We start from the raw sequence: 21300 nt of genomic DNA on the forward strand, positions 1-21300 counted from the left end.
CCGGGACGACCGCGCCGGGCTCCCCGCCGACGCAGCGCGCGCCCGGGCGCCGCAGAGCATCGACAATAGCCGGACAGCTACTCGGCAGCACAGTGAGCCGCTCCAGCGCCCCGCGCGGCGAGCGCGACAGACACGAGCACGTGAGGATGATGAACAGGTGGAAGGACTCTCACAGGTACGCCGGTCCGGTGAGGCCGTGAGCGGCGCCGTGATGCCGCCGCTGTCGGGTCCTGTCCGGGTGGGCGACTACGCGCGCTCGGCCTGCCTGATCGCCGACGACGGCTCGGAGAGGCCGCTGCTCCCGGAGGGGGCGGTGACGCGGTGGGACACGTCGTCGGCGATGTGGATGTCGTCCGGGCAGTCCTGGGGCAGCGAGTTCGACCAGTACGTGCTTCCCCCCGACGGGGGGTGGTCGCTGCTGGTCCCGCAGAGCATCGACTGCCCCAGGGACTTCTCGGCCTGGAGCGACCGCGGCGCCTGGGGGCGGCAGCTCCCGTCGGAGACCGCCATCGACGGCTTCCGGGCCGCGGCGACGGCGATGCTCGACCGCACGCCGGTGCGGCTGCTGGACGTGTGGGGGGACACGGCGCGGGTGAGCGCTGACGAGCGCGATGCGCTCGGCGACTGGGTTGACCTGTCGAGGCTGACGCGGGTGGTCGTGGAGCAGACCCGGGCCCTGACGGCGACGAACGGCGAGCTGACGGCGTCGGTCCCCGACCGCTTCATGGACTGGCGGGTGGTGCTGCCGCGGGGCTTCAGCGGACTGGACGGCTCCGGCTCCGCGCCCGAGGCGCCGCTGGCGGGATGGACGCCGTCGTACGTGGGGCCGGTCCCGGCCTCGGGGCAGATGTTCGCGGTGCTCGGCGGCGTGCCGTTCAAGGCGGCCGAGTTCCACGACCGCGACCACGTGTACCCCGAGCCGGTGACGCTGCTGAAGGCCGACCCCTACTACCCGCGCCCGCAGGGGTTCGGCGTCGACCGGAACTATTCCAAGTGGTGGATGACCAGGCCGATCGCGACCTCGCAGCTCGACGGGACGTTCTCGGTGGCGCGCGTGCGGGCCATCTGGCGGGGCAGGCACGTGGAGGTGCGCCACGTGGCCTACGCCTACGCCTACGTCCGGGACCTGGAGACCGTTCCGGGGCGCCAGCGGCCGGCGCGCCAGCCCGGGCTGGCCGAGCTGGACTCCATGGAGGGCCCGATACGCCTCGACGAGCTCCAGCACGTCAGGTTCAGCGTCTCGGTCAAGACCCGGCACCGCGACGGCGGGCCCTGGCGGTTCCTGGAGGCGTGGGGACTGAACCCGTACCTGCGCACCTGGGCGGCCGTGCACGTCGAGCGCGGCGCCTGGCAGTCGTGGCCCATGCCGGCGGGCGCGCCCGCCGGCGCAGCCGCGCCCGCGCCCACCAGGAGGTCGCGCCGCAGTCACCGCTCCTCGCAGTACGCGGGCGCCTGAGGGGCAGCGTAGTGGCACTCGTCGACGGTGACCCGCCCGTAGCCGCGCGCGAGCTCGACGCGCATAGAGACGACGTCGGCATCAGCGGCAGGAGGAGCCGACGTCAATGCCGTGGGAGACTCCGGCGGCGGAGGCCGCCCTGCCCGCGCGTCGTTCATAAGCCCAGGCTACGGGAGCCACGAAGGCACAGCATTCATAGAACGTTCACAGGTTATGTGGGGGCGTGCATTCAGGTCGGGAGGGTTACATAGATACTGCCGCCGGACGGTACGGGCCGCATAGGGACGACTCCCTAGCGACTGGCCCGGCCGAGATGCGTCGGGGTCGCAGGGAGCCCCGACAACTCGCTCCGGCGAAGGAGGATGCGCTCTCCCGGACAGCAGGGAACCTGGGCGAGCCCCTCGATGCCGCAGGCCCGCGGGCCGGGAGAGACAACCCGGCACCGCGGGCCCGGTCCTGTTCGGCCTGCTTGGGTCCCGTTGCGACAGCTCTTCGGGCGGCGGTGCCACAACAGGTCACAACAGGTCACAACAGGGACTGATGGTTGGTTCCGAGGAGCGGCCCGATGCCCGCGGTCGCACGTGAGGAGTTCGGGCCGTGCGTCGGTCCAGGTCGGTCTCCCGAGGGTCTCGGAGAGCCGATGGAGGCCCGGCGGCGGGCGCCTCGAGTCCCCCTGAATCGATCTCGAGCCGGAATACGACCGATCTCGGTGCGGAACCGAACCGATCTCGACGAAGGGGGCGATTTCCTAGGTGTTTCACAGGCGGAGCGGGGCGGTTTTCCAGGAGTCGCTGGTTACATAGTCATTGCCGCTGGACGGGGCGGGCCGCGAGGGTTGGGGAACCCGATGACCGGGCCGCCGTCGAGGTCGGGACGGGTATTAGGGAGCCCGGGCCGGCCGCTCCGGCGAAGGAGGATGCGCTCCCCCGGATATGGGAACCCGGGGTCGAGCCCCTCGACGACGAAGGCCCGCGGGCTGGGAGAGACAACCCAGGACGCGGGCCGAGTCATGTCCGCAGCCGGATGCCACCGGCCGGACGCGGCGGGCGGTCGCCCCGCCGCTCCGGACCTCAGACCGAGGCGCGCTCGACCAGGCGCATGTCCATGACGACCGTCTCGGGGGGCGCGCCGTCGATCATGGCCAGCGCGAGCTCGGCCGCGCGCGCGCCCTCCTCGCACAGCGGCTGGTGAACGGTCGTGAGGCCCGGGGTGTACCGGGAGGCCAGGGCGTGGTCGTCGAAGCCGACGACCGAGACGTCGCCCGGCACGTCCCTGCCGGCCTCGCGCAGGGCCTCGATGGCGCCGACGGCAATGCGGTCCGAGCCGGCCAGGACCGCGTCGAAACGGGTGCCGGACTCCAGGAGCCCGCGCACGGCCCGGTGCCCGCCGAGCCGATCCCAGCCGGTATGGACGGTCCGGACGATCCGGCCGGCCCCCGCGCGCCCCTCGAGCACGCTCCGGTAGCCGCGGATGCGATCCGCCGACGCCGGGTTCTCGGCGGGGCCCATGACGCACACGACGTCGCTCCTTCCCGCGTCCACGAGCGCCCGCGCCGCCAGGGCCGCCCCATCGACGTCGTCGGAGTAGACGCTGGAGAAGACGCCCCGGTACGGGTCGCCCTCGAGCTGGCCGCACAGGACGACGGGGACGCCGAGCGCCCGGAGCCGGGCCAGGAGCCCGGCCCCCTCGTAGGGGGTGATGACGATGACGGCGTCGACGGCGCCCCTGCCGACGTGCTCGACGACGCGCTCCCGCTCGGCCTCGGTGGCCGCCTCCAGGATCATGGGCAGGTTCGGGCCGTCGGCGAGGCGCGAGACGATCCCGTGGCACAGGCGCGCGTAGGTGGGGTCGGTGAAGAGCTCCTCGAGGGGGTCGGTGAACAGCAGGGCGATGGCCTCGGACCTCCCGACGGCGAGCGCCCGGCCCCGACGGCTGACGACGAAGCCGGTCTCCTCGACGGCGCGCATCACCCGGTCGCGGGTCTCCTGCGTGCTCTTGGGGGAGTCGTTGAGCACCCGGGAGACGGTCGAGGGCGCGACGCCGGCGGCGCGGGCGACGTCGGCGATGGTCACGCGCTTGCCGGAGGTGGTCACGGCCCCATCCTGCTCGAACGCGCGCGGATCCGCATCCCGCTTGCGCTCCGGGCAGCCGCCGCCTATATTCGTGGAACCGCTTCCACGCTGTTGTGGAACCGGTTCCCCGCATTTGGCCCGCTGGGCCGCTAGGAGCATGATCGATGGCGAACTTGAACGACTGGGAGAATCCCGGTCTGCCCCACCGGCATCGCCTGCCGGCGAGGGCCTACTTCTTCGGCTACCCCTCCGCCGAGGCCGCGGCCACCCGCGACCGCGCGCTGTCCACGGGCTTCACCGACCTGTCCGGCCCGTGGTCCTTCCGCCTCTTCGACTCCCCCGCCCGGGTCCACGACGACGACCTCGCCGCGCCCCACCCCGAGTGGGACGAGGTCCGGGTCCCCCACCTGTGGCAGATCGACGGCTACGGCCGGCTGCAGTACACCGACGAGGGCTTCCCCTTCCCGGTCAGGCAGCCCCTCGTCCCCTCCGCCAACCCCACCGGCATCTACCAGCGGGAGCTGCCCCGGCCCGCGCTCGCCCCCGGCGAGCGGGCCGTCCTGCGCCTGGACGGCGCGGACTCCTACGCCGAGGTCTACGTCAACGGCGGCTTCGTCGGCATGACAAAGGGCTCCCGGCTCAGCGCCGAGCTCGACGTCACCGGGCACCTGGACCGGGAGACGAACCTGCTGGCCATCAAGGTCCTGCAGTACTGCGACGGCAGCTACGTCGAGGACCAGGACATGTGGTGGGCCTCGGGGATCTTCCGCGACGTCTACCTCATGACGCGGCCAGCGGCGCGCCTGGAGGACTTCCGCGCCTCCACACGCCTGACCGCGGGCGGCGGCGCCGACGTCACCCTGGAGGTGACCACCCGCGGCGCCCGGGACGTGCGGTGGTCCCTCACCGGCCCGGACGGCTCGCGCGTCGAGGGCGTCGCCGCCGACGGCGCGCCGTGCACCGTGCACGTCCCCGACGCGGTCACGTGGAACCCGGAGGCGCCCGCGCTCTACGACCTCCTCATGGAGGTGCGCGACGAGGCCGGCGCCGTCGCCGAGACGGTGCCGCACCGCCTCGGCCTGGCCGAGGTGACCATCGAGGACGGCCGCCTCCTGCTCAACGGCGCGTACGTCAAGATGCGCGGCGTCAACCGCCACGACCACGACGACCACAAGGGGCGCGCCGTCGACATGGAGCGCGTGCGCCGCGACCTGGAGCTCATGAAGCTCCACAACATCAACGCCGTGCGGACCTCTCACTACCCCAACGACCCGCGCTTCTACGAGATGTGCGACGAGATCGGCCTCATGGTGCTCGCCGAGACGGACCTCGAGACCCACGGCTTCGAGAACGTCGGCGACATCGCCCGCGTCACCGACGACCCGGCCTGGGAGCCCGCCTACATCGACCGCATTGAGCGGCTCGTGGTTCAGGAGCGCAACCACGCCTGCGTCGTCCTGTGGTCGCTGGGCAACGAGTCGGGCTTCGGCCGCAATATCCGGGCCATGTACGGGCGGTGCAAGGAGCTCGACCCGCGGCCCGTGCACTACGAGGAGGACCGCGACGCCGAGTGCGTGGACGTGATCTCGACCATGTACTCGCGCGTGTCCCAGATGAACGACTTCGGCGAGCACCCCCACGCCAAGCCGCGCATCCTGTGCGAGTACGGGCACGCGATGGGCAACGGCCCCGGCGGCCTGGCCGAGTACCAGCGGGTCATCGACCGCTGGGACTCCATCCAGGGGCAGTTCGTCTGGGAGTGGTGCGACCACGGCCTGGCCGCCACCGCCGAGGACGGCCGGGAGTACCACACCTACGGCGGCGACCACGGCGACTACCCGAACAGCTCGAGCTTCTGCATCGACGGGCTGGTCCTCCCCTGGCAGGAGCCGAGCCCCGGGCTGGCGGAGTACAAGCAGGTCCTGTGCCCGGTCGTCGTCTTCTGGATGGACGGCCTGCTGCACGTGCGCAACGGCCGCTTCTTCACCGACACCTCGGACGTCGTCCTCGACCTGGAGCGCGTCGTCGACGGCGTCACCGACTCGGTCCGGCTGCTGGCGCCCGGCACGCTCGTGCCCGGGCAGCAGACGGTCCTGCCCTGCCCCGTCGAGGCGGCCGCGGGGGCCCTCACCCACCTGACCGTCCACGTCCGGTCGACGACGGCGACCGCCTGGGCGCCGCAGGGGCACGAGCTGGGCGTCTACCAGTTCGTCGTCGCCGACGAGTCCGGCCCCGACGCCGCCGCCGGGCTGCGGCCGGACGCGGGCCCGGCGGCGCCCGACGCCGAGCCCGACCCCACCGCCGAGCCCGGCGCCGTCGTGGAGCCCGGCCCCGTCTCCCGACCGCGGCCGAGCGCGCCGTCAGCGAACCGGCCCTGCCGGGCGGACCGGTCCCGTCGGGCGCGCGTCGAGCGCGACGAGCTGGTGGTGACGGACGGCGACCAGGAGATCCGCTTCGACACCGTCACCGGCGCCCTGGGCTCGTGGGTGCGCCGGGGGCGGCGCGTCCTGACCGCTCCCCCCGCCGTCGGCTTCTGGACGCCGCTGATCGACAACCACCGCCAGGAGAGCGACGAGCTCTGGACGAGCCGGCACCTGCAGATCATGCAGACCTCCACCCGCTCGGTCGCGTGGCGCGAGGAGGGGGGCGGCGTCGTCGTCGAGGTCGCCCAGATCATCGCCCCGCCGGTCCTCGACCTCGGGGCGGAGGTGGCGCTGACGTACACGGTGACGGGCTCCGGCGTGAGCCTGAGCGCCGTCGGGCGGACCTACGGCGACTACCGCGACATCATCCCCCGCACTGGGATCACCTTCGAGGCCCCCGGAGCCTGCCGCGAGGTCACGTGGCTGGGGCTGGGGCCGGGCGAGAACTACCCGGACTCCCGGGCGGCGGCCGTCGTCGGCAGGTGGACCTCGACCGTGGAGGACATGCAGACGCCGTACGTGGTCCCGCAGGACTGCGCCAACCGCGGCGGGGTCCGCTGGTTCACGCTCACGGACCCGCGGGGGGCGGGACTGGCGGTGGCGCGGACGCCGGACGACGGCGCGGGGCGCGGCGCGGCGGGCGGGCCGGAGAGCGCGCCGCCGGCGGAGGGAGAGAGCCCCCGGAGCGGACCGGCGGCGGAGCGCGACTTCTCCTTCTCCGTGTGGCCGTGGACGTGCGAGGACATTGACGCGGCGCGCCACCGCACCGACCTCGTCGCGCGGGAGAGCGTCACCGTCAACGTCAACCACCGCGTGCTCGGGCTCGGCTCGAACTCCTGGGGCTCGGAGGTGCTCGACGCCTACCGGACCCGGTTCGAGGACTTCGCCTTCTCATTCGACCTCATCCCCCTCGACGGCGCTCTCCCCGACGGGCCCGCCACCGACCGCCCCGCAATAGGAGTCTGACACCATGAAGATCTTCCCCGACCCGGAGGCGCTCGTCCGCGAGCACGGCGGCGCCAGGAAGTGGCAGCGCACGCGCCAGGCGATCGAGGCCCTCGGGCGCATCGAGCCCGGCGTGGCCCACTCGGTGGGCGACTCCCTGACCTACTGGAAGGGCGCGGCCGGCGAGCTGCTCGCCGCGTGGCGGGCGGGCGACGGGCTCGTGGCCTCGCGCCGGTACCTCAATGTCCTCCACGCCGTCGACGCCGACCTCCCGGTCGAGGTCGTCCCGGTCGCGGAGGCGGACGTGCGCGCCCCCTACGACGACCTCAGCGACCGCGAGGTCGTGGGGGCCGCCGAGGGGACCCGCTCCGTCGTCGTTCCCGCCGGGGGCGTCGGCGTCGTCGAGCTCGGCGAGGCCTTCCGGCTGGTGCCGGGAACGGGCGGCCGGGCGGCGATCATCCGCGTCACCGTCGAGGGGGCGTCCTTCCCCAACAAGTAGCGCACCCGCCCAGACCACCTCTCCCCATCCACTATCCCGTCAGAAAGGTAATTCTGCCCATGTCCTCCGAGACACGAGCGCGCATCGGCCAGTTCGCGCTGCTCACCATGACGGTGTCCGCCGTCTTCAATATCAGGAACGTCATCAATAACAATGTGGCGATCGGCCTGGCGTCGGCGCCGGCGTTCTTCCTGGCCACGATCCTGTACTTCGTGCCGTTCACCCTGATCATCGCCGAGTTCGTGGCCATGAACCGCAGCTCGGAGTCCGGCGTGTACCAGTGGGTCAAGACGTCGATGGGCGGCCGCTGGGCCTTCATGGCCGCCTTCTGCTACTGGTTCGTGAACCTGTTCTTCTTCGCCTCGCTGCTGCCGCTCGTCCTGGTCTTCACCTCCTACCTGGTCACGGGCGGGGAGCAGACGATGTCGCCGTGGGTGATCACGGGGCTGTCGATCGGAATCTTCGCCGTGGCGACCTGGGTGTCCACGAAGGGCGCGAAGTGGATCGGCACGATCACATCGGTCGGGGCCACCGCGGTGCTCGTCCTCACCGGCGTCTTCGTCGTCATGTCGCTGGCGGCCCTGGCGGGCGGAGTGGAGCCCGCCACCCCGATCACCATGGGCGCGCTCGCCCCCGACACCTCGTCGTTCTCGACCACGTGGGCCTTCCTGGGGACGCTGGCCTGGATCATCCAGGGCGTGGGCGGCGCGGAGTCCGTGGGCGTGTTCCTCAACGACCTGCGCGGCGGCGTCAAGGCCTTCGTGCGCACGATCGTCGTCGCCGGGCTCATGATCGGCCTGCTGTACGCGGTGGCCTCGCTGCTCATGAACGTCTTCGTGCCGGTGGGCGGCCTGGAGCTGTCCAACGGCCTGTTCGTGGTCATGGGCGCGGTCGGCGAGCACTTCGGGATCCCGGCGCTGGTCACCTACCGGGTTGTCGGGCTGATCCTGCTCGCGGCGACGCTGGGCTCGCTGCTCATGTGGACGTCGACGCCGGTCAAGATCTTCTTCTCCGAGATCCCGCGCGGCGTGTTCGGGGAGAGGATCATCGAGCTCAACGAGCACGGTATTCCGTGGCGGGCGGCGTGGCTGCAGTTCGCCATTGTGGTGCCGATCCTCATTATCCCGGCACTGGGCTCGGGCAATATCAATGACCTGCTGGAGATCGTGGTCAATATGACGGCGGCGACGGCGCTCATCCCGCCGCTGCTCATCCTGCTGGCCTACCTGGTGCTCCGCCTGCGCTATGACGGCGCGAAGCGCGAGTTCCGCATGGGCTCGCGGACGACGGGCCTGGCGATCTCGGTGTTCCTGCTGGCCGTGTTCAGCTTCGTCTTCATCGCGGGGACGACGCCGGTGGACCAGGCGCTGTGGCTCACGCTCGTGTACAACGTGGGCGGCGTGGTCGTCTTCCTCGGCCTGGCGCTGGCCTGGTACCAGCGCTACATCACGCGCCTGGCGGCGAGCGACCCGGAGGCTGCCCGCGCCGAGCTCGAGCCGTCGGCCGGGGCCCGCGGCTCCGGTTCCGGCGAGGCAGCCGGAGCCGCGGATGAGGGCAGGGCCGAGCTCGAGCCCGCCGGTTCCACGGCCGAGGCGTCTCCGGTCGCCGGCACGCCGGACATGGCCGCGGCCGAGGCCGCAGCCCCGGCCGCCGACTGAAGGGGCCCTCACCGGCGCCGCGGGGCGGCCCGGCTCCCATGCCGGGCCGCCCCGCCCCGTACGCTGCAGAATAGACCGGCCCGAGGCAAAACTTGTCCCGCACCATCAGTTCATCCACCACAGCAGTCAGCCACCGATACCGGGAAAAGTTTCCCGCATCACCGCGACAAGTTTGGCGGCGATATCTCGATCAAGCTGAATGGTCTGACTTGTCTTTGGTGCACTCTGACGCTGATCAGAGCCAAAGGTAGCGAGGTGAAGATAGGTCCGCCCGTTTTTTCCTGTAACGACCTGGTAGGCACAGTCAACCTCGCTAGTATGAACGCGCACGTTCTGCGTGCCCTTCTCAAGACTTCTCAACCGTGCCATCGCGGATCCCCTCAGGTTGGTGCCGCACCGAGCCTACGCCCCGGCCCCCGCGTACCATCCGATCATGACGCCGACGCCGTTCGTCCCCGCCAGGTCCAAGCTCGAGGCCGTGGCCCGGCTCTACGCCGCGGCGCAGGCGCCCGCCGAGCCCCTCGGCCCCGGCAGCAAGGAGAAGAAGTCCGTCCTGATCAGGACGGCGGACCGGCTCTCGCTCCCAGTCGACACGACCGCCCCCAAGGACGTCCTCGCCCGGCAGATCCTCCAGACCCTCCACGAGCCGTGGGACCCCGCCTACGCCTCCACCGGTCAGACCATCACCCTGACCGGCCTGAACGCCATCCTGTCCGCCGTACAGGCCGAACTCGGACGCCGGGCGGCCCGCGAGCCGCATCGGAGCGGCCCGGCGCTGCCGGACTGGTTCGCCCCCGCGCGCGACAAGCTAGAAGCGGTCCGCCGCATCTCCTCCATCACAGGCGGGCGCCCGCAGGACCTCGGCCCGGGCAGCAAGGAGCGCAAGTCGGTCCTGACCGACCTCGTCCAGAACCTCTGCCTGCCGATCGACCCGGCCCTGAGGAAGGACGAGCTCGCCGGGCGGATCGCGAGGCACCTGGGGATGCCCTGGACGACGACGTGCCGGTCCTCCGGCCAGACCGTGACGCTCGACGGCCTCAACGCGGTCCTCGCGGGCGCCGAGCAGCGCGCGCTCCGCGGGCACGCCGCCGTCGGCGACCGGCTGCGACAGGAGGCCGAGCTGCTGGTCACGGCCCTCGCCCAGTCGTGCCCGCGCCGCTGGGAGGGCCGCCCGTGCGTCGAGGAGATGCTGACGGCCGAGTACAGCAGGGCCCGGCAGACCGAGTGGGTCGGCTGGTACTTCGAGTTCGTCGGGCTGCCGGCGCTCGTCAACGCCTACGGGGGTGGCCCCCGCCGGATCGGCGCGACCGAGTTCGACTACGTGCGCTCCTTCGTCTGGGACCTCAAGACCCACGCACAGGAAGGACTGGCCGCGCCCCACGACGTCGTCGGGCAGGCCCCGCTCAACGACCGCGATGCGATCCTCCGGTGCGCCCGGGAGTCGCACTCGATCGGCTTCCTCGTGCTCTCGGGCGCCTTTGTGCCAGACGCCGACGGCGCCTTCGACGCGTGGCACAGGAGGGTGCGCAGCTCGACCAGGCAGCGCGGCCCCGGGTCCCGGGCGCTCAAGGCGGCCTTCCGCCCGGTGACGGTGGACGCCTACGTCTTCCAGGGGGAGACGGGCGTGGAGGACGCGCTCGAGCAGAGGGTCCTCATCAGCTTCCGGCAGGGGCGCCAGCCCAGCGGGGCCGCGCGGAGGCCCAAGCTCAAGCTCGACCTGCGGCGCGGCCGCGAGAACGGCTACGTCATGGCCTCCCGGGCCGTCGGCGCGGCGTGACCCAGAGCTCAGCACGCGGAGCTTCCCCTCGGCTCGAACATGTGTTTAGCTTGGTCCGTGCCCGCAGCGTTCACCTACTCCGACCTCTTCGCCGGGATCGGCGGCTTCCACGCCGCCCTGTCCGCGATGGGCGGGGAGTGCGTGTACGCCGTCGAGATCGACAGGGCCGCCGCCCGCGTCTACGAGCAGAACTGGGGCATCAACCCGCTCGGCGACATCACGGCCGACGCCGGGGAGGACGGCGTGGCCCCGACGGTGCGGCCCCACGACGTCCTCACGGCCGGGTTCCCCTGCCAGCCGTTCTCGAAGTCGGGCGCGCAGAAGGGCATGGACGAGGTCCGCGGCACCCTGTACTTCAACATCCTTCAGGTCGTCCACAGGCACCACCCCACCGTGCTGCTGCTCGAGAACGTCCGGAACCTCGCCGGCCCGCGCCACAGGCACGAGTGGGAGGTCATCGTCCGCACGCTCCGGGAGGAGGGGTACCGGGTGGCGGACACGCCGGCGATCCTCTCCCCCCACCAGCTCGGGCCCGAGCGGGGCGGGCGCCCGCAGGTGCGCGAGCGCGTCTTCGTCACGGCGACCCACGACCCCGAGGGGCTCGGCGGGCCCGCCCCGGCGCCCGTCGCCAGGTCCAGGGAGCTCTACGGCGAGGGCGCCGCCAGCTGGAGCATCGGGAGCGTTCTCTCCGACGACGTCGAGGGGTACGGCCTGACCCCGGACGAGACCCGGTGGATCGAGGCCTGGGACGACTGGGTCCAGAGGTTCCGGAAGTACAACCCCGGGGCGAGGCTGCCCGGTTTCCCGATCTGGGTGGACGCCTGGCAGACCGTGGAGGAGCTCGAGATCCAGATCGACTCCGGCGAGCTCGACGGCACCCCCCGCTGGAAGATGGGCTTCCTGCGCAAGAACGCCGAGCTGTTCACGGCGAACCAGTCCTGGTGCCGGGCCTGGGTGAAGAGATCCGGGGTGAAGGACTTCCCCCCGTCCCGCCGCAAGCTGGAGTGGCAGGCGCAGGAGCTCGGGTCGCTGTGGGACTGCCTCATGCACTTCCGGCCGTCGGGCCTGCGCGCGAAGGCCCCGACCTACGTGCCGGCGCTCGTGGCCATCACCCAGACGAGCATCGTCGGCCCGAGGAGGCGCCGGATCACGCCGCGGGAGGCCGCCAGGCTCCAGGGGTTTCCAGACAGCTTCTCCTTCTCCGGGCAGTCCGACGCCACGACGTACAAGCAGCTGGGCAACGGCGTCAACGTCGGCGCGGTCTGGAACATCCTCAAGATGCACTGCGAGCGCGACCGGAGCGTTCTTGAGTCGACCGCCTCGGGGCGGAGGATTCTCGCGGCCGTGGACGGCGCGCCCGAGAGCCCCGACGGTCCCGTCCAGGACCTGTTCACGAGGTGAGGAGGCATGTCCAGGCCCATGAGCAGCGAGAGCGCTAAAAGAGATGAGAGTGCCGACGCGCTTCACGCGCCCGAGCCCGAGCGGGCCAAGCCGGCCGACGCCAGGGTGAGCAGGCGCTACTCGACGCTGGCGCGGCGCGACACGTCGCCGGAGGTCGAGCTCCGCCGGCTGCTGTGGCGCATGGGCCTGCGGTACCGCGTGCAGTACAAGGTGCCCGGCCTGCCCCGCCGGAAGGTCGACATCGCCTTCACCCGCCGGAAGGTCGCCGTCCAGGTCGACGGCTGCTTCTGGCACGGCTGCCCCGAGCACGGCACGATGCCGGGCCGCAACTCCGAGTGGTGGCGGTGGAAGATCGCGAGGAATCGGGCCCGCGACCGCGACACCGACGAGAAGCTCGAGGCGCTCGGCTGGACCGTCATCCACATCTGGGAGCACGAGGCCCCCGACGACGCCGCAGCCGCCATCGCCCGCGCCCTGGGACGCCCATGAGCAGGGGAATGAGCCAACGGGATGGGCAGTGCGGCCCGTTCTCAGGCAGTCCCTCGCACACCGGACACCGGGACGCTCTCGCCAGACCTATTGCCGGCCCCGCGAACGGTACGCACCACCGCCCCCGTCCGACTCGCCACGTCCCAGACGGTTTATCCAGGTCTGAGCGACGCTGCGCGCTCGAAAAGGGCGACGCACGGCGGGCACCGGCCAAGCGTCCTGAACCGATCTCGAGGAGAGGAAGGAAGCTGCAGCGGCGGTCGGAGCCGCACCGCGCCCTGTTGGAATCAGTCGCCTAGGACAGGCACTTCTGCCGCGCTGTCTCAATGACCCCCTCAGGAATCTGATTCACAGCGAACACTGCGCATCAGTCTTCTGTGCGCACGGCGACGAGGGCCTGGCGCACCTGGGCGGGATCGTCGTCGTAGACGCCCGTCGCCTGGGCGTCGGCCACCATGTCCGACAGCGCCTCGTTCGCAGCGCGCCGCTGGCGCCGCTGAAACTCAAGAACGTCGGCGAGGTAGAGACGCCGGTGCCGCCGGATCTTCTCGAAGGGGATCTCCCCGACCTCCAGCATCCTTATCAGCGTCGACCGCGAGATCCGAGCATGTCGGCCGCCTCCTGAGTGGTCAGCCGAGTGCCTTGCGGCGTAACCGTCACCGCGAGCCCCTGCTGCATCGCCCGCGCGACACGGGCCAGAACATCCGCCATCGCCGGGCTCAGGTCGACCGTCTCGCCACCGACCACCAGACGCGGAGCCGCCTCCCGGGCGGACAGCGCAGCCACGATCTCCTCGAACCTCCCGGCAACCTCCTCCTCGGGCAGGTAGGTCCTGCTCTCGACTGCCATAGTCATCGGTCTCTCCCCTCACCGGCCATATGTGATCACGCGAACGTTCCGCGCGTTATGATCGTTCTGGTCGAGTTGAGCATAGACGCTGCTCCCCTCCTTCACAGGTGCTGCACTGCCGGTCCGGTCTGGCACGGCAGCAGACCGGCGACGAGCGGCGTCCTTGGCGCGCACCGCCGACGCCGCAGGACCAACGCATCTCGCAGCCGCGTCCCGCCACGCCCTGGTTCCGCATTCGTCAACGCCGCCTGCCTCGCTCGCCGGAACCAGCCCAGCCATCGTCGTGGCGCTTCGATCCTGCCGAAGCCAGGGGCGGCGACTCGGAGCCGTCGCGAGAAAATGAGCAGCTGGAGCCCGATCCAGCCCGGGAGGTAGAGGCCGACCAGCAGCGCCGCGAGACGTGCGGGCCGGCACACGGACGCGATGTGACCTCAGCGGCACGGCCGCCCCCAGCCTTGCAGGGGCGACTGCACCATGCCGAGCCTTCGGCAGCATCCGAGGCAACCCGCGCGCCTGCACCACAGCCGTCGGCTCGGCCTGATCTCCTCGCCGCCCGGATCCTTCGGGCCGCCCCCGTGCACTCCGCCGTCGAGAATGCGCGGGGCAGAGTCAGCCCGCGCGTCCAGCCAACCGATGCACAGCAAAATCTATGAAGATATAGCGCCGTATAACCCCCGTATGCGGCCATGTAGCGAAACGCTATACCTCGGTAGACATCGCTACGCATCGTGCACCAAGGGCAGTCCCTGAACCACCCCTGGGTCCGCGTCTTCCCGGCGCCGTCACACGACGCCGGGCACAACCTGCCCGGAGGCGCAGATCACGGGCAACACCGCCACTCGGCCCTCATGAGGCTCGTTCACACTGTCAGACTAACAGCGTCACTGACGCTCCGGCGCTGTCACTCACTGTCATTGACACTGTTACTGACACTGTCATTGACAGTGCGGGTGTCACTCCTACTGTCGCTGACAGCCCGCACCCCGTCTGGAGCCGCCCCTCCCCGCGGACATCTCAGTGGGCATCAGCCTCGGCCCGGAACCGCCCCGCCCGGGCACCTGGCCGGACTCGCCTCACCCGGCGATCGCCCGGACGCCCCGGAGCCCAGCGACAACGGACCGACGATCAATGTGATCCACCAGATCTAGCGCGCTCGACAGCTCAGGCCGGCCTGCTCCGCCTCGCTGGCCTCCGTGGTCGCCGGGACGGTCTGCCTACCGGGACCTCACCATCGACCGGGACCACGATGCCGGCGAGTTCTGGATCATGCTGCTGCGCGACCGCACGCCCCTAGGCCACCTCGGCGCCGACCTGCCCCTGCTCATGTGCACGCGGACCCTGGCGCGGGAGAACTGGCCGTTCCCGCTCGTTGTCATAGGGCTCCCGGATCTCAATCGGCCCGTCATGCGGTGCGAGCCGGCAGTCCTGGAGGACTGCTTCGACCGCGCGATCAGCGCCAAGTCCCTCGATCCGGAGGCCTTCAGCGCCGCGGACCTGTGGTTCTGCACAATCTGACAGCCCCGCCGCGGACATGCGCAGTACGGCTAGATTCCGACAGGCTGTGGGTCGGGCCTACCGTGCGCCCGCACACCCGGCCAACCCGCCGCCCCTCCGTCAAGATCGGTACTTCCGCACCAAGATCGGTCCGCTGAGCCTTGCGAACGCCCGCCGCCCGCCCCTGCCGCCCCGGTGGCGTCAGGCCGGCGCCCCGGACCGATCTCGAGCCGGAAGTGAACCGATCTCGACGCGGAATACGACCGATCTCGACGAAGGGGAGCTGTGGGACTGCAGAGGCAGTAGAGGCCGACGGCCCCGCCCCACCTGGAATCAATCAACTACCCCCGGAACGGCAGCGGCTCCATGCCGCGCGCACCGACCTCGGCGACGTACACGGACCCGGCGGCCGGCTCGACGTCGTCGGGCAGGTTCTCGCGCGAGGTCGTGATGAACAGCCGGTCCAGGCCGCTCCCGCCGAAGGCGCACGCGGTCACCTGCCGCACCGGCACCTCGACGGTCTCGACCAGCCGCCCCCGAGCGTCGTAGCCCCGCACGGCCCCGCCGCCGTTGAGGGCGACCCACACCCCGCCGTCGGCGTCCACGGCGAGCCCGTCCGGGTGGCCGGCCCCCTCCTCGACCCGGACGAACGGCCGCGGGTCCACCAGCCCGGCACCGGCGTCGTAGTCCATGACCGTCACGGTCAGCGTGGGGGTGTCGATCCAGTAGGCGCGCGTCCCGTCCGGGCTGAAGCCCAGGCCGTTGCAGATCGTCGCCCCGCCCCAGGCCCGCCGCGGCTCGGCGCCCGGCCCGTCCCAGCGGTAGACGGCAGCGGCGCCCGGCACCTTGCCGTAGGACATCGACCCGATCCAGAACCGGCCGTCGGGGTCGCAGCCGCCCTCGTTCGTGCGGATCGTCGGGTCGTCCCACAGGGCGACGGCCTCCGCCAGGTCGCTCAGGTCCTCCGCCCGCCCCAGCGCAATGCCCCGCTCGGTGGCGACCACCGCCCCTCCGCCCGCGCGCGGCCGGATCACCGAGGCGACCGGCGAGGGCACGGGCAGACGGCGGTGGCCGCCCTCGGCCTCCTCGTCCAGCTCGACGACGGCGCCGGCGAGCATGTCGACCAGCCGCAGCCGCCCCGTGGCGGGCCACCAGCAGGGCCCCTCCCCGTGGTAGGTGATGGAGTCCGTGACGCGCTGAGCCCTCATGGGGCCACGGTACGCGCAGGCGGCAGGCAGCGCTGCGCCTCACCGCGCGCCCTCTCCTGCGTCGAGATAGACATTTTCGTACGAGATAGACGGCGACACCGTCGACCTCATCCGAAAATGTCTATCTCGACGCACGGGCCGGCCGGCGCAGCGCAAGGGGCGCCCGAACTCACCGCCACAGCGCAAACACCGCACCCAACCTCGCCGGCGCCCCATTTGAAAGGACCTTCTTCCCTTCCCCGGCGTCCGCCCGCGCTGCTACCTTGCCGGTGCCCATCCCGAACTACCGCCCTCCCCGCCGGAGGGCCCGTCTCGCGACGACGCCGTCGCAGAAGGCCTCCCATGACCTCCCCCGTCCTCGAGATGCTCGACATCGACAAGTCGTTCCCCGGCGTCCGCGTCCTGAGCACCGTCTCATTCGACCTGCGCCCCGGCGAGGTCCACGCCCTCATGGGGGAGAACGGCGCCGGCAAGTCCACCCTCATGAAGATCCTCATGGGCATCCACGCCGCCGACGCCGGCACCATCAGGATCGACGGCGAGCCGGTTGCCATCGCCTCGCCCCGCCAGGCGATCGACCACGGCATCGCCATGATCCACCAGGAACTCAACCCCGTCCTGGACACCCCCGTCTACGAGAACATCTTCCTGGGCCGCGAGCTGCGCACCCGCGCCGTCCTCGCCGACAGCCGCGCCATGCGCCGTCGGACCGAGGAGCTGCTGGCCTCCCTGCACCTGAGCCAGCCCGCTGACGCGCTCATGCGGGACCTGTCGGTGGCCCAGCAGCAGCAGATCGAGATCGCCAAGGCGATCTCACAGGACGCCCGCATCATCGTGATGGACGAGCCCACCTCCGCCATTACCGAGGACGACGTCGGCAGCCTCTTCGACCAGATACGCCGGCTCACCGCCGCGGGCGTCGGCATTATCTACATCTCGCACAAGATGAACGAGATCTTCGAGATCGCCGACCGCATCACCGTCCTGCGCGACGGGAAGCTCATCGGCACCGACGACGCGGCCGCCCTGAGCGAGAAGAGGCTCATCGCCATGATGGTGGGCCGCGAGCTCGACGACGTCTTCCCCAAGCGGGAGGTCCCCCTCGGCGAGACAGTCCTGGAGGTCGACTCCTGGAGCGCGCCGCCCAAGGTCAAGGACGTCAGCTTCACCGTCCGGCGCGGCGAGATCCTGGGCATCGGCGGGCTGGTCGGGGCGGGCCGCTCCGAGCTCGTCGAGTCGCTGTTCGGGGCCGCGCCGCACGACGGCGGCCGCCTGCTCAAGGACGGCAGGGAGGTCGCGATCCGCCGGCCGGCCGACGCCATCGCCCTGGGCGCCGCCCTCATCACCGAGGACCGCAAGCGCACCGGCCTCAACCTGGAGGGCTCGGTGGCCGCCAACATCACGCTGCCCTCGCTGGGGCGGATCTTCCGCGGGGGCCTTCTCACCGGCGGCGAGTCGCGCATCGCCCAGAAGTACATCGACTCCCTGCGCATCAAGACGCCGTCGTCGGGGCAGATCGTCTCGGCCCTGTCCGGCGGCAACCAGCAGAAGGTCGTCCTGGCCAAGTGGCTGGAGACCGATCCCGACCTCATTATCCTCGACGACCCGACCCGCGGCATTGACGTCGGCGCCAAGCGGGACATCTACGAGCTCATCGGGACCCTGGTCGAGCGCGGCAAGTCGGTCATTCTCATCTCCTCGGAGATGGGCGAGCTCATGGGGCTCAGCGACCGGATCATGGTTCTCACCGAGGGCCGCACCATGGGGATCCTCACGCGCGAGGAGTTCTCGCAAGAAGCAATCATGGAACTCGCCTCACGATTCGGAAGCTGACAATGGCCACCGCACTGAACCGCAAGCTCGTCCCCTCCGTGAAGGACGCCGGCATCCTTCTCGTGTTCGCGGCGCTTGTCGTCGCCCTGTGGGCGGTCTCGCCGGGGCACCACTTCCTGAGCGTGAACAACGTCCTGCTCATTCTCATCCAGACCGCCATCAACGGCATTCTGGCCATGGGGATGATGTACGTCATCGTCTCCGGGGAGATCGACCTGTCGGTCGGCTCGACGATCGGCCTGGCGGGCGTGACCGCGGCCATGCTGGCCCATCCCGGGGAGCACATGCTGATCGTGCCGGTCCTCGCCGGCATCCTCGTGGGCGCCGTCGTCGGGCTCATCAACGGGATCGGCGTCGCCTACGGCGCAATCCCCTCCTTCATCGTCACCCTGGGGACCATGACCGCCGTGCGCGGCATCGCCCTCATGGCCTCCGGCGGCGCGCCCGTCTTCAACGTCTCGGGCGCCTTCGAGGCGGTCGCCTCCATCAGGCTCGCCGGGTTCCCCATTATGGCGCTGTACTTCATCGTGATCGCCGCGGCCTTCGGATTCATTATCCACAAGACCGTCTACGGACGGCGCGTCTACGCGGTGGGCGGCAACCCCGTGGCCGCGGAGATCTCCGGCATCGACGTCAAGCGGTACAGGGTCTCCGTCTTCGTCATCGCCGGCCTGCTCGCCGGGTTCTGCGGCGTGCTCCTGGCCTCGCGCACCATTACCGGCGCGCCCACGGCCGGCGAGTCCTACGAGCTCGACGCGATCGCCGCCGTCGTCATCGGCGGGGTCTCCATGACCGGCGGCCGCGGCCGGGCGCTCGGGGTCATTATCGGCGCGCTCATGATCGCCGTCATCGGTAACGGCCTGGACATTCTGGGCATTGACGCGAACTTCCAGAAGGTCGTCAAGGGCGCGATCATCGTGCTGGCCGTCCTGCTCGACGTCAAGGCCCGCCGTCGCAAGTAGCGGCCGGCGCCGGGCCCCGCGGGTCGAGCCGGCCCTCCGGGTCGTCCGAGCCCCGCGGGTCGAGCTGGGCCCCGCGGGAGCCCGTCCGGCCCTCCGCCCGCCTCGCGCGCAGCCCGCACCGGCACCCGGCCCGCCCGCACCGGCACGAAAGGAACGCCACATGAAGAAGATCATCGCCGCGCTGTGCAGCCTCGCCCTCGCCTCCGCCCTGCTCACCGCGTGCACGGTGGGCGGCTCCGACGGCAGGCCTCGCATTGCGCTCATGATGAGCCACATGACCAACTCCTTCACCACCACCCTGGCCGGTGCCGCCCGGGCGCGGGGCGAGGAGCTGGGGCTGTCGGTCACCGTGTTCGACGCCAAGCAGGACGTCTCCAACCAGATCAGTCAGGTCGAGTCGGTGGTGAGCCAGGGCTATGACGGCATCCTGGTCGAGCCCGTCTCCAAGGAGGGCGTCACCGCCGGGCTCAAGGCGGCCAATGAGGCCGACATCCCCACCATCACCCTCGCCCAGCAGGCCAGCCAGCAGGAGCGGGCCAGCGCCTTCGTCGGCGGCAACGACACGGCGGCGGGCCGCCTCGAGATGGAGAAGGCCATTGAGGCGATGGGCGGTGCGGGCACGGTCGCGATCCTGTACGGGCCGATGGGCTCGGACGGCCAGCTGCTCCGCAAGGACGGCTACGACCAGGCCCTGGCCGACCACCCCGGCGTCAGCGTCGTCTTCGAGCAGACGGCGAACTGGGACACCGCCGAGGCGCTCACCGTCACCGAGAACTGGCTGTCCACCGGGCAGCGGATCAACGCGGTCGTCTCCCAGAACGACTCCATGGGCATCGGCGCCCAGAAGGCGATCGACAACGCCGGCATGAACGGCACGGTCGCCGTCTACGGCGTCGACGCCACCGACGACGGCCTGAACTCGATCCGCACCGGCGCCATGGACGGCACGGTCTCCCAGGACACCGCCGGCATGGGTGCAATGGCTGTGGACACCATGAGGACCCTTCTGGACGGCGGGAGCGTCGAGGCCATCAACTACACCGAGGCCACCTGGGTCACCAGGGACAACGTCGACACCTTCGCGAACGAGTAGGCCGGCGCCACTCACCGCGTCCCACCCCGCCCCGCCCTCCCACCCTGCCGAGATAGACATTTTCGTACGAGATCGGCGGTGACACCGTCTACCTCGTACGAAAATGTCTATCTCGACGCCCGGGGCCCGGCGCCCGGCCCGCCCGGGGCCCGGCCCACGCCCGAACCGCCAATCAGAAGGCCGGCAGCACGGACCCGTCGGTCCAGGTCTGCTCGATGTAGGTCCGCAGCTCCTCGGAGTTCATAAGCGCGGCGAGCTTCTTGAGGTGCTCGTTGTCCTTGTCCTTGGTGCGCACGACGAGCTCGTTGGCGTAGGGGCTGTTCTTGGCCTCCTCGAGCACCAGCGCGTCCTCGCTCGGCTTGAGGCCGGCGTCGAGCGCGTAGTTGCCGTTGATGACGGCGAGCTCCGCGTCCTCCATGGACCTGGCCACCTGGGCGCCGTCGACCGGAACGATCTGGAGGCTCTTCGGGTTGTCGGTGATATCGACGTCCTTGGGCAGCTCGACGGAGGGGTCGAGGGTGATCAGGCCCGCGGTCTCGAGGAGCTTCAGGCCGCGCGCAAGGTTGGCGGGGTCGGAGTTGAGAACGACCTTTCCGCTGTTCTTCGCCTGATCGACCGAGGTGTATCCCTTGGCGGTGTAGATGCCCATGGGCTCGATGTGCACGTCGGCCAGCGAGACGAAGTCGTATCCCTTCTCCTGGATCTGCTGCGCCAGGAAATTGGGCGTCTGGTAGAAGTTCGCCGCCAGGGAGCCGTCGTTCAGCGAGGAGTTCGGCGTCTGGTAGTCGTTGATCTCCTTGATGTCCAGGCTCAGGCCGGCGTCGGCGGCGAGATTGTCCTGCACCCACTGCAGAATGGTGACGTGGGGCTTGGGCGTGGCGCCAATGGTAATGGTGGCGGTCCCGCCGCTGACCCTGATGCCGCCGGAGCCGGAGCCGCAGGCGGCCAGGGAGAGGGCGACGGCGGTGACAAGGCCCCCGGCGAGGGCGGTGCGGCGGGAGATGCTGGTGGTCATGGTGGTTCCTGTTCTTGAGAGTCTGCGGGCCGGGAGCACCGGCGTCGTAATATGTCGCAATACGTCGTGATGCTGAGTCCCGAGCGGGCGTGCGGCGGCGGGCGGCCCGGGGCCGCCGCATGCCGC

17 protein-coding genes are annotated in these 21300 nt (G+C 70.8%); 11 read left to right on the top strand and 6 right to left on the bottom strand.

Annotated elements, in window-relative coordinates:
- Positions 1 to 196: 196 nt before the first annotated feature.
- On the top strand, positions 197 to 1456 hold the full coding sequence (locus tag AIF0345_RS15625; RefSeq protein ID WP_285296650.1) for a hypothetical protein: 1260 nt from the start codon (positions 197 to 199) through the stop codon (positions 1454 to 1456).
- Here the strand turns inward: AIF0345_RS15625 and AIF0345_RS15630 are convergent.
- Positions 1426 to 1614, bottom strand: a complete 189-nt coding sequence (locus tag AIF0345_RS15630) for a hypothetical protein (protein ID WP_156966742.1) — start codon at positions 1612 to 1614, stop codon at positions 1426 to 1428. The two genes, AIF0345_RS15625 and AIF0345_RS15630, sit on opposite strands and share 31 nt — an antisense overlap.
- Before the next feature lie 912 nt (positions 1615 to 2526).
- Positions 2527 to 3549, bottom strand: a complete 1023-nt coding sequence (locus tag AIF0345_RS15635) for a LacI family DNA-binding transcriptional regulator (RefSeq protein WP_285296651.1) — start codon at positions 3547 to 3549, stop codon at positions 2527 to 2529.
- Between the two features lie 143 nt (positions 3550 to 3692).
- Between AIF0345_RS15635 and AIF0345_RS15640 the strand changes: the two genes are divergently transcribed.
- From AIF0345_RS15640 to AIF0345_RS15665, 6 genes are all read left to right on the top strand, one after another.
- Positions 3693 to 6917: a glycoside hydrolase family 2 TIM barrel-domain containing protein gene (locus AIF0345_RS15640; protein WP_285296652.1), complete on the top strand. Its 3225-nt coding sequence runs from the start codon at positions 3693 to 3695 to the stop codon at positions 6915 to 6917.
- Positions 6918 to 6921: 4 nt separating this feature from the next.
- Entirely contained in the window at positions 6922 to 7395 is a 474-nt protein-coding gene (locus AIF0345_RS15645; protein ID WP_043563201.1) for a hypothetical protein, read from the top strand.
- A 59-nt stretch (positions 7396 to 7454) separates the two neighbouring features.
- Positions 7455 to 9053, top strand: a complete 1599-nt coding sequence (locus AIF0345_RS15650) for an amino acid permease (RefSeq protein WP_285296653.1) — start codon at positions 7455 to 7457, stop codon at positions 9051 to 9053.
- 433 nt (positions 9054 to 9486) lie between these two features.
- A complete protein-coding gene (locus tag AIF0345_RS15655) occupies positions 9487 to 10830 on the top strand; it encodes a hypothetical protein (protein WP_285296654.1) in 1344 nt (447 codons plus the stop codon).
- Positions 10831 to 10887: 57 nt separating this feature from the next.
- Positions 10888 to 12231, top strand: coding sequence for a DNA (cytosine-5-)-methyltransferase (dcm, locus tag AIF0345_RS15660; protein ID WP_285296655.1), 1344 nt, complete (start codon positions 10888 to 10890; stop codon positions 12229 to 12231).
- Positions 12232 to 12249: 18 nt separating this feature from the next.
- Positions 12250 to 12720 carry a very short patch repair endonuclease gene (locus AIF0345_RS15665; RefSeq protein WP_285296656.1) on the top strand — a complete coding sequence of 157 codons (471 nt, stop codon included), beginning with the start codon at positions 12250 to 12252 and terminating at the stop codon, positions 12718 to 12720.
- Positions 12721 to 13087: 367 nt separating this feature from the next.
- Here the strand turns inward: AIF0345_RS15665 and AIF0345_RS16550 are convergent, their stop codons facing one another.
- Both AIF0345_RS16550 and AIF0345_RS16555 read right to left on the bottom strand, forming a co-directional pair.
- Positions 13088 to 13297, bottom strand: coding sequence for a hypothetical protein (locus tag AIF0345_RS16550; RefSeq protein ID WP_311136093.1), 210 nt, complete (start codon positions 13295 to 13297; stop codon positions 13088 to 13090).
- 5 nt (positions 13298 to 13302) lie between these two features.
- Positions 13303 to 13569 carry a hypothetical protein gene (locus AIF0345_RS16555; RefSeq protein ID WP_311136094.1) on the bottom strand — a complete coding sequence of 89 codons (267 nt, stop codon included), beginning with the start codon at positions 13567 to 13569 and terminating at the stop codon, positions 13303 to 13305.
- A gap of 1266 nt (positions 13570 to 14835) precedes the next feature.
- Here AIF0345_RS16555 and AIF0345_RS15675 point away from each other — a divergent pair.
- Entirely contained in the window at positions 14836 to 15084 is a 249-nt protein-coding gene (locus AIF0345_RS15675) for a hypothetical protein (RefSeq protein ID WP_285296657.1), read from the top strand.
- Between the two features lie 320 nt (positions 15085 to 15404).
- On the opposite strand, the gene AIF0345_RS15680 is transcribed toward AIF0345_RS15675, so the two are convergent.
- Positions 15405 to 16271 carry an SMP-30/gluconolactonase/LRE family protein gene (locus AIF0345_RS15680; RefSeq protein WP_285296658.1) on the bottom strand — a complete coding sequence of 289 codons (867 nt, stop codon included), beginning with the start codon at positions 16269 to 16271 and terminating at the stop codon, positions 15405 to 15407.
- Positions 16272 to 16613: 342 nt separating this feature from the next.
- On the opposite strand from AIF0345_RS15680, the gene AIF0345_RS15685 reads away from it, so the two are divergent.
- From AIF0345_RS15685 to AIF0345_RS15695, 3 genes are all read left to right on the top strand, one after another.
- Positions 16614 to 18104, top strand: a complete 1491-nt coding sequence (locus AIF0345_RS15685; RefSeq protein ID WP_285296659.1) for a sugar ABC transporter ATP-binding protein — start codon at positions 16614 to 16616, stop codon at positions 18102 to 18104.
- A gap of 2 nt (positions 18105 to 18106) precedes the next feature.
- Positions 18107 to 19066 carry an ABC transporter permease gene (locus AIF0345_RS15690; RefSeq protein ID WP_285296660.1) on the top strand — a complete coding sequence of 320 codons (960 nt, stop codon included), beginning with the start codon at positions 18107 to 18109 and terminating at the stop codon, positions 19064 to 19066.
- A 160-nt stretch (positions 19067 to 19226) separates the two neighbouring features.
- Complete coding sequence (locus AIF0345_RS15695; protein ID WP_285296661.1) at positions 19227 to 20159, top strand: sugar ABC transporter substrate-binding protein; 933 nt, start codon at positions 19227 to 19229, stop codon at positions 20157 to 20159.
- A 172-nt stretch (positions 20160 to 20331) separates the two neighbouring features.
- Here AIF0345_RS15695 and AIF0345_RS15700 read toward each other — a convergent pair whose 3' ends face one another.
- Complete coding sequence (locus AIF0345_RS15700; RefSeq protein WP_268916860.1) at positions 20332 to 21174, bottom strand: MetQ/NlpA family ABC transporter substrate-binding protein; 843 nt, start codon at positions 21172 to 21174, stop codon at positions 20332 to 20334.
- Between the last annotated feature and the right edge of the window lie 126 nt (positions 21175 to 21300).

Origin of the sequence: Actinomyces israelii (genome assembly GCF_030253495.1) — a bacterium.
GTDB classification, from domain to species: domain Bacteria; phylum Actinomycetota; class Actinomycetes; order Actinomycetales; family Actinomycetaceae; genus Actinomyces; species Actinomyces israelii.

Coding starts and splice junctions, on each gene's coding strand:
- AIF0345_RS15630 (WP_156966742.1), bottom strand. CDS start 1,614: ATGAACGACGCGCGGGCAGGGCGGCCTCCGCCGCCGGAGTCTCCCACG.
- AIF0345_RS15640 (WP_285296652.1), top strand. CDS start 3,693: ATGGCGAACTTGAACGACTGGGAGAATCCCGGTCTGCCCCACCGGCAT.
- AIF0345_RS15645 (WP_043563201.1), top strand. CDS start 6,922: ATGAAGATCTTCCCCGACCCGGAGGCGCTCGTCCGCGAGCACGGCGGC.
- AIF0345_RS15650 (WP_285296653.1), top strand. CDS start 7,455: ATGTCCTCCGAGACACGAGCGCGCATCGGCCAGTTCGCGCTGCTCACC.
- AIF0345_RS15655 (WP_285296654.1), top strand. CDS start 9,487: ATGACGCCGACGCCGTTCGTCCCCGCCAGGTCCAAGCTCGAGGCCGTG.
- AIF0345_RS15665 (WP_285296656.1), top strand. CDS start 12,250: ATGAGCAGCGAGAGCGCTAAAAGAGATGAGAGTGCCGACGCGCTTCAC.
- AIF0345_RS16550 (WP_311136093.1), bottom strand. CDS start 13,297: ATGCTGGAGGTCGGGGAGATCCCCTTCGAGAAGATCCGGCGGCACCGG.
- AIF0345_RS16555 (WP_311136094.1), bottom strand. CDS start 13,569: ATGGCAGTCGAGAGCAGGACCTACCTGCCCGAGGAGGAGGTTGCCGGG.
- AIF0345_RS15675 (WP_285296657.1), top strand. CDS start 14,836: ATGCTGCTGCGCGACCGCACGCCCCTAGGCCACCTCGGCGCCGACCTG.
- AIF0345_RS15680 (WP_285296658.1), bottom strand. CDS start 16,271: ATGAGGGCTCAGCGCGTCACGGACTCCATCACCTACCACGGGGAGGGG.
- AIF0345_RS15685 (WP_285296659.1), top strand. CDS start 16,614: ATGACCTCCCCCGTCCTCGAGATGCTCGACATCGACAAGTCGTTCCCC.
- AIF0345_RS15690 (WP_285296660.1), top strand. CDS start 18,107: ATGGCCACCGCACTGAACCGCAAGCTCGTCCCCTCCGTGAAGGACGCC.
- AIF0345_RS15695 (WP_285296661.1), top strand. CDS start 19,227: ATGAAGAAGATCATCGCCGCGCTGTGCAGCCTCGCCCTCGCCTCCGCC.
- AIF0345_RS15700 (WP_268916860.1), bottom strand. CDS start 21,174: ATGACCACCAGCATCTCCCGCCGCACCGCCCTCGCCGGGGGCCTTGTC.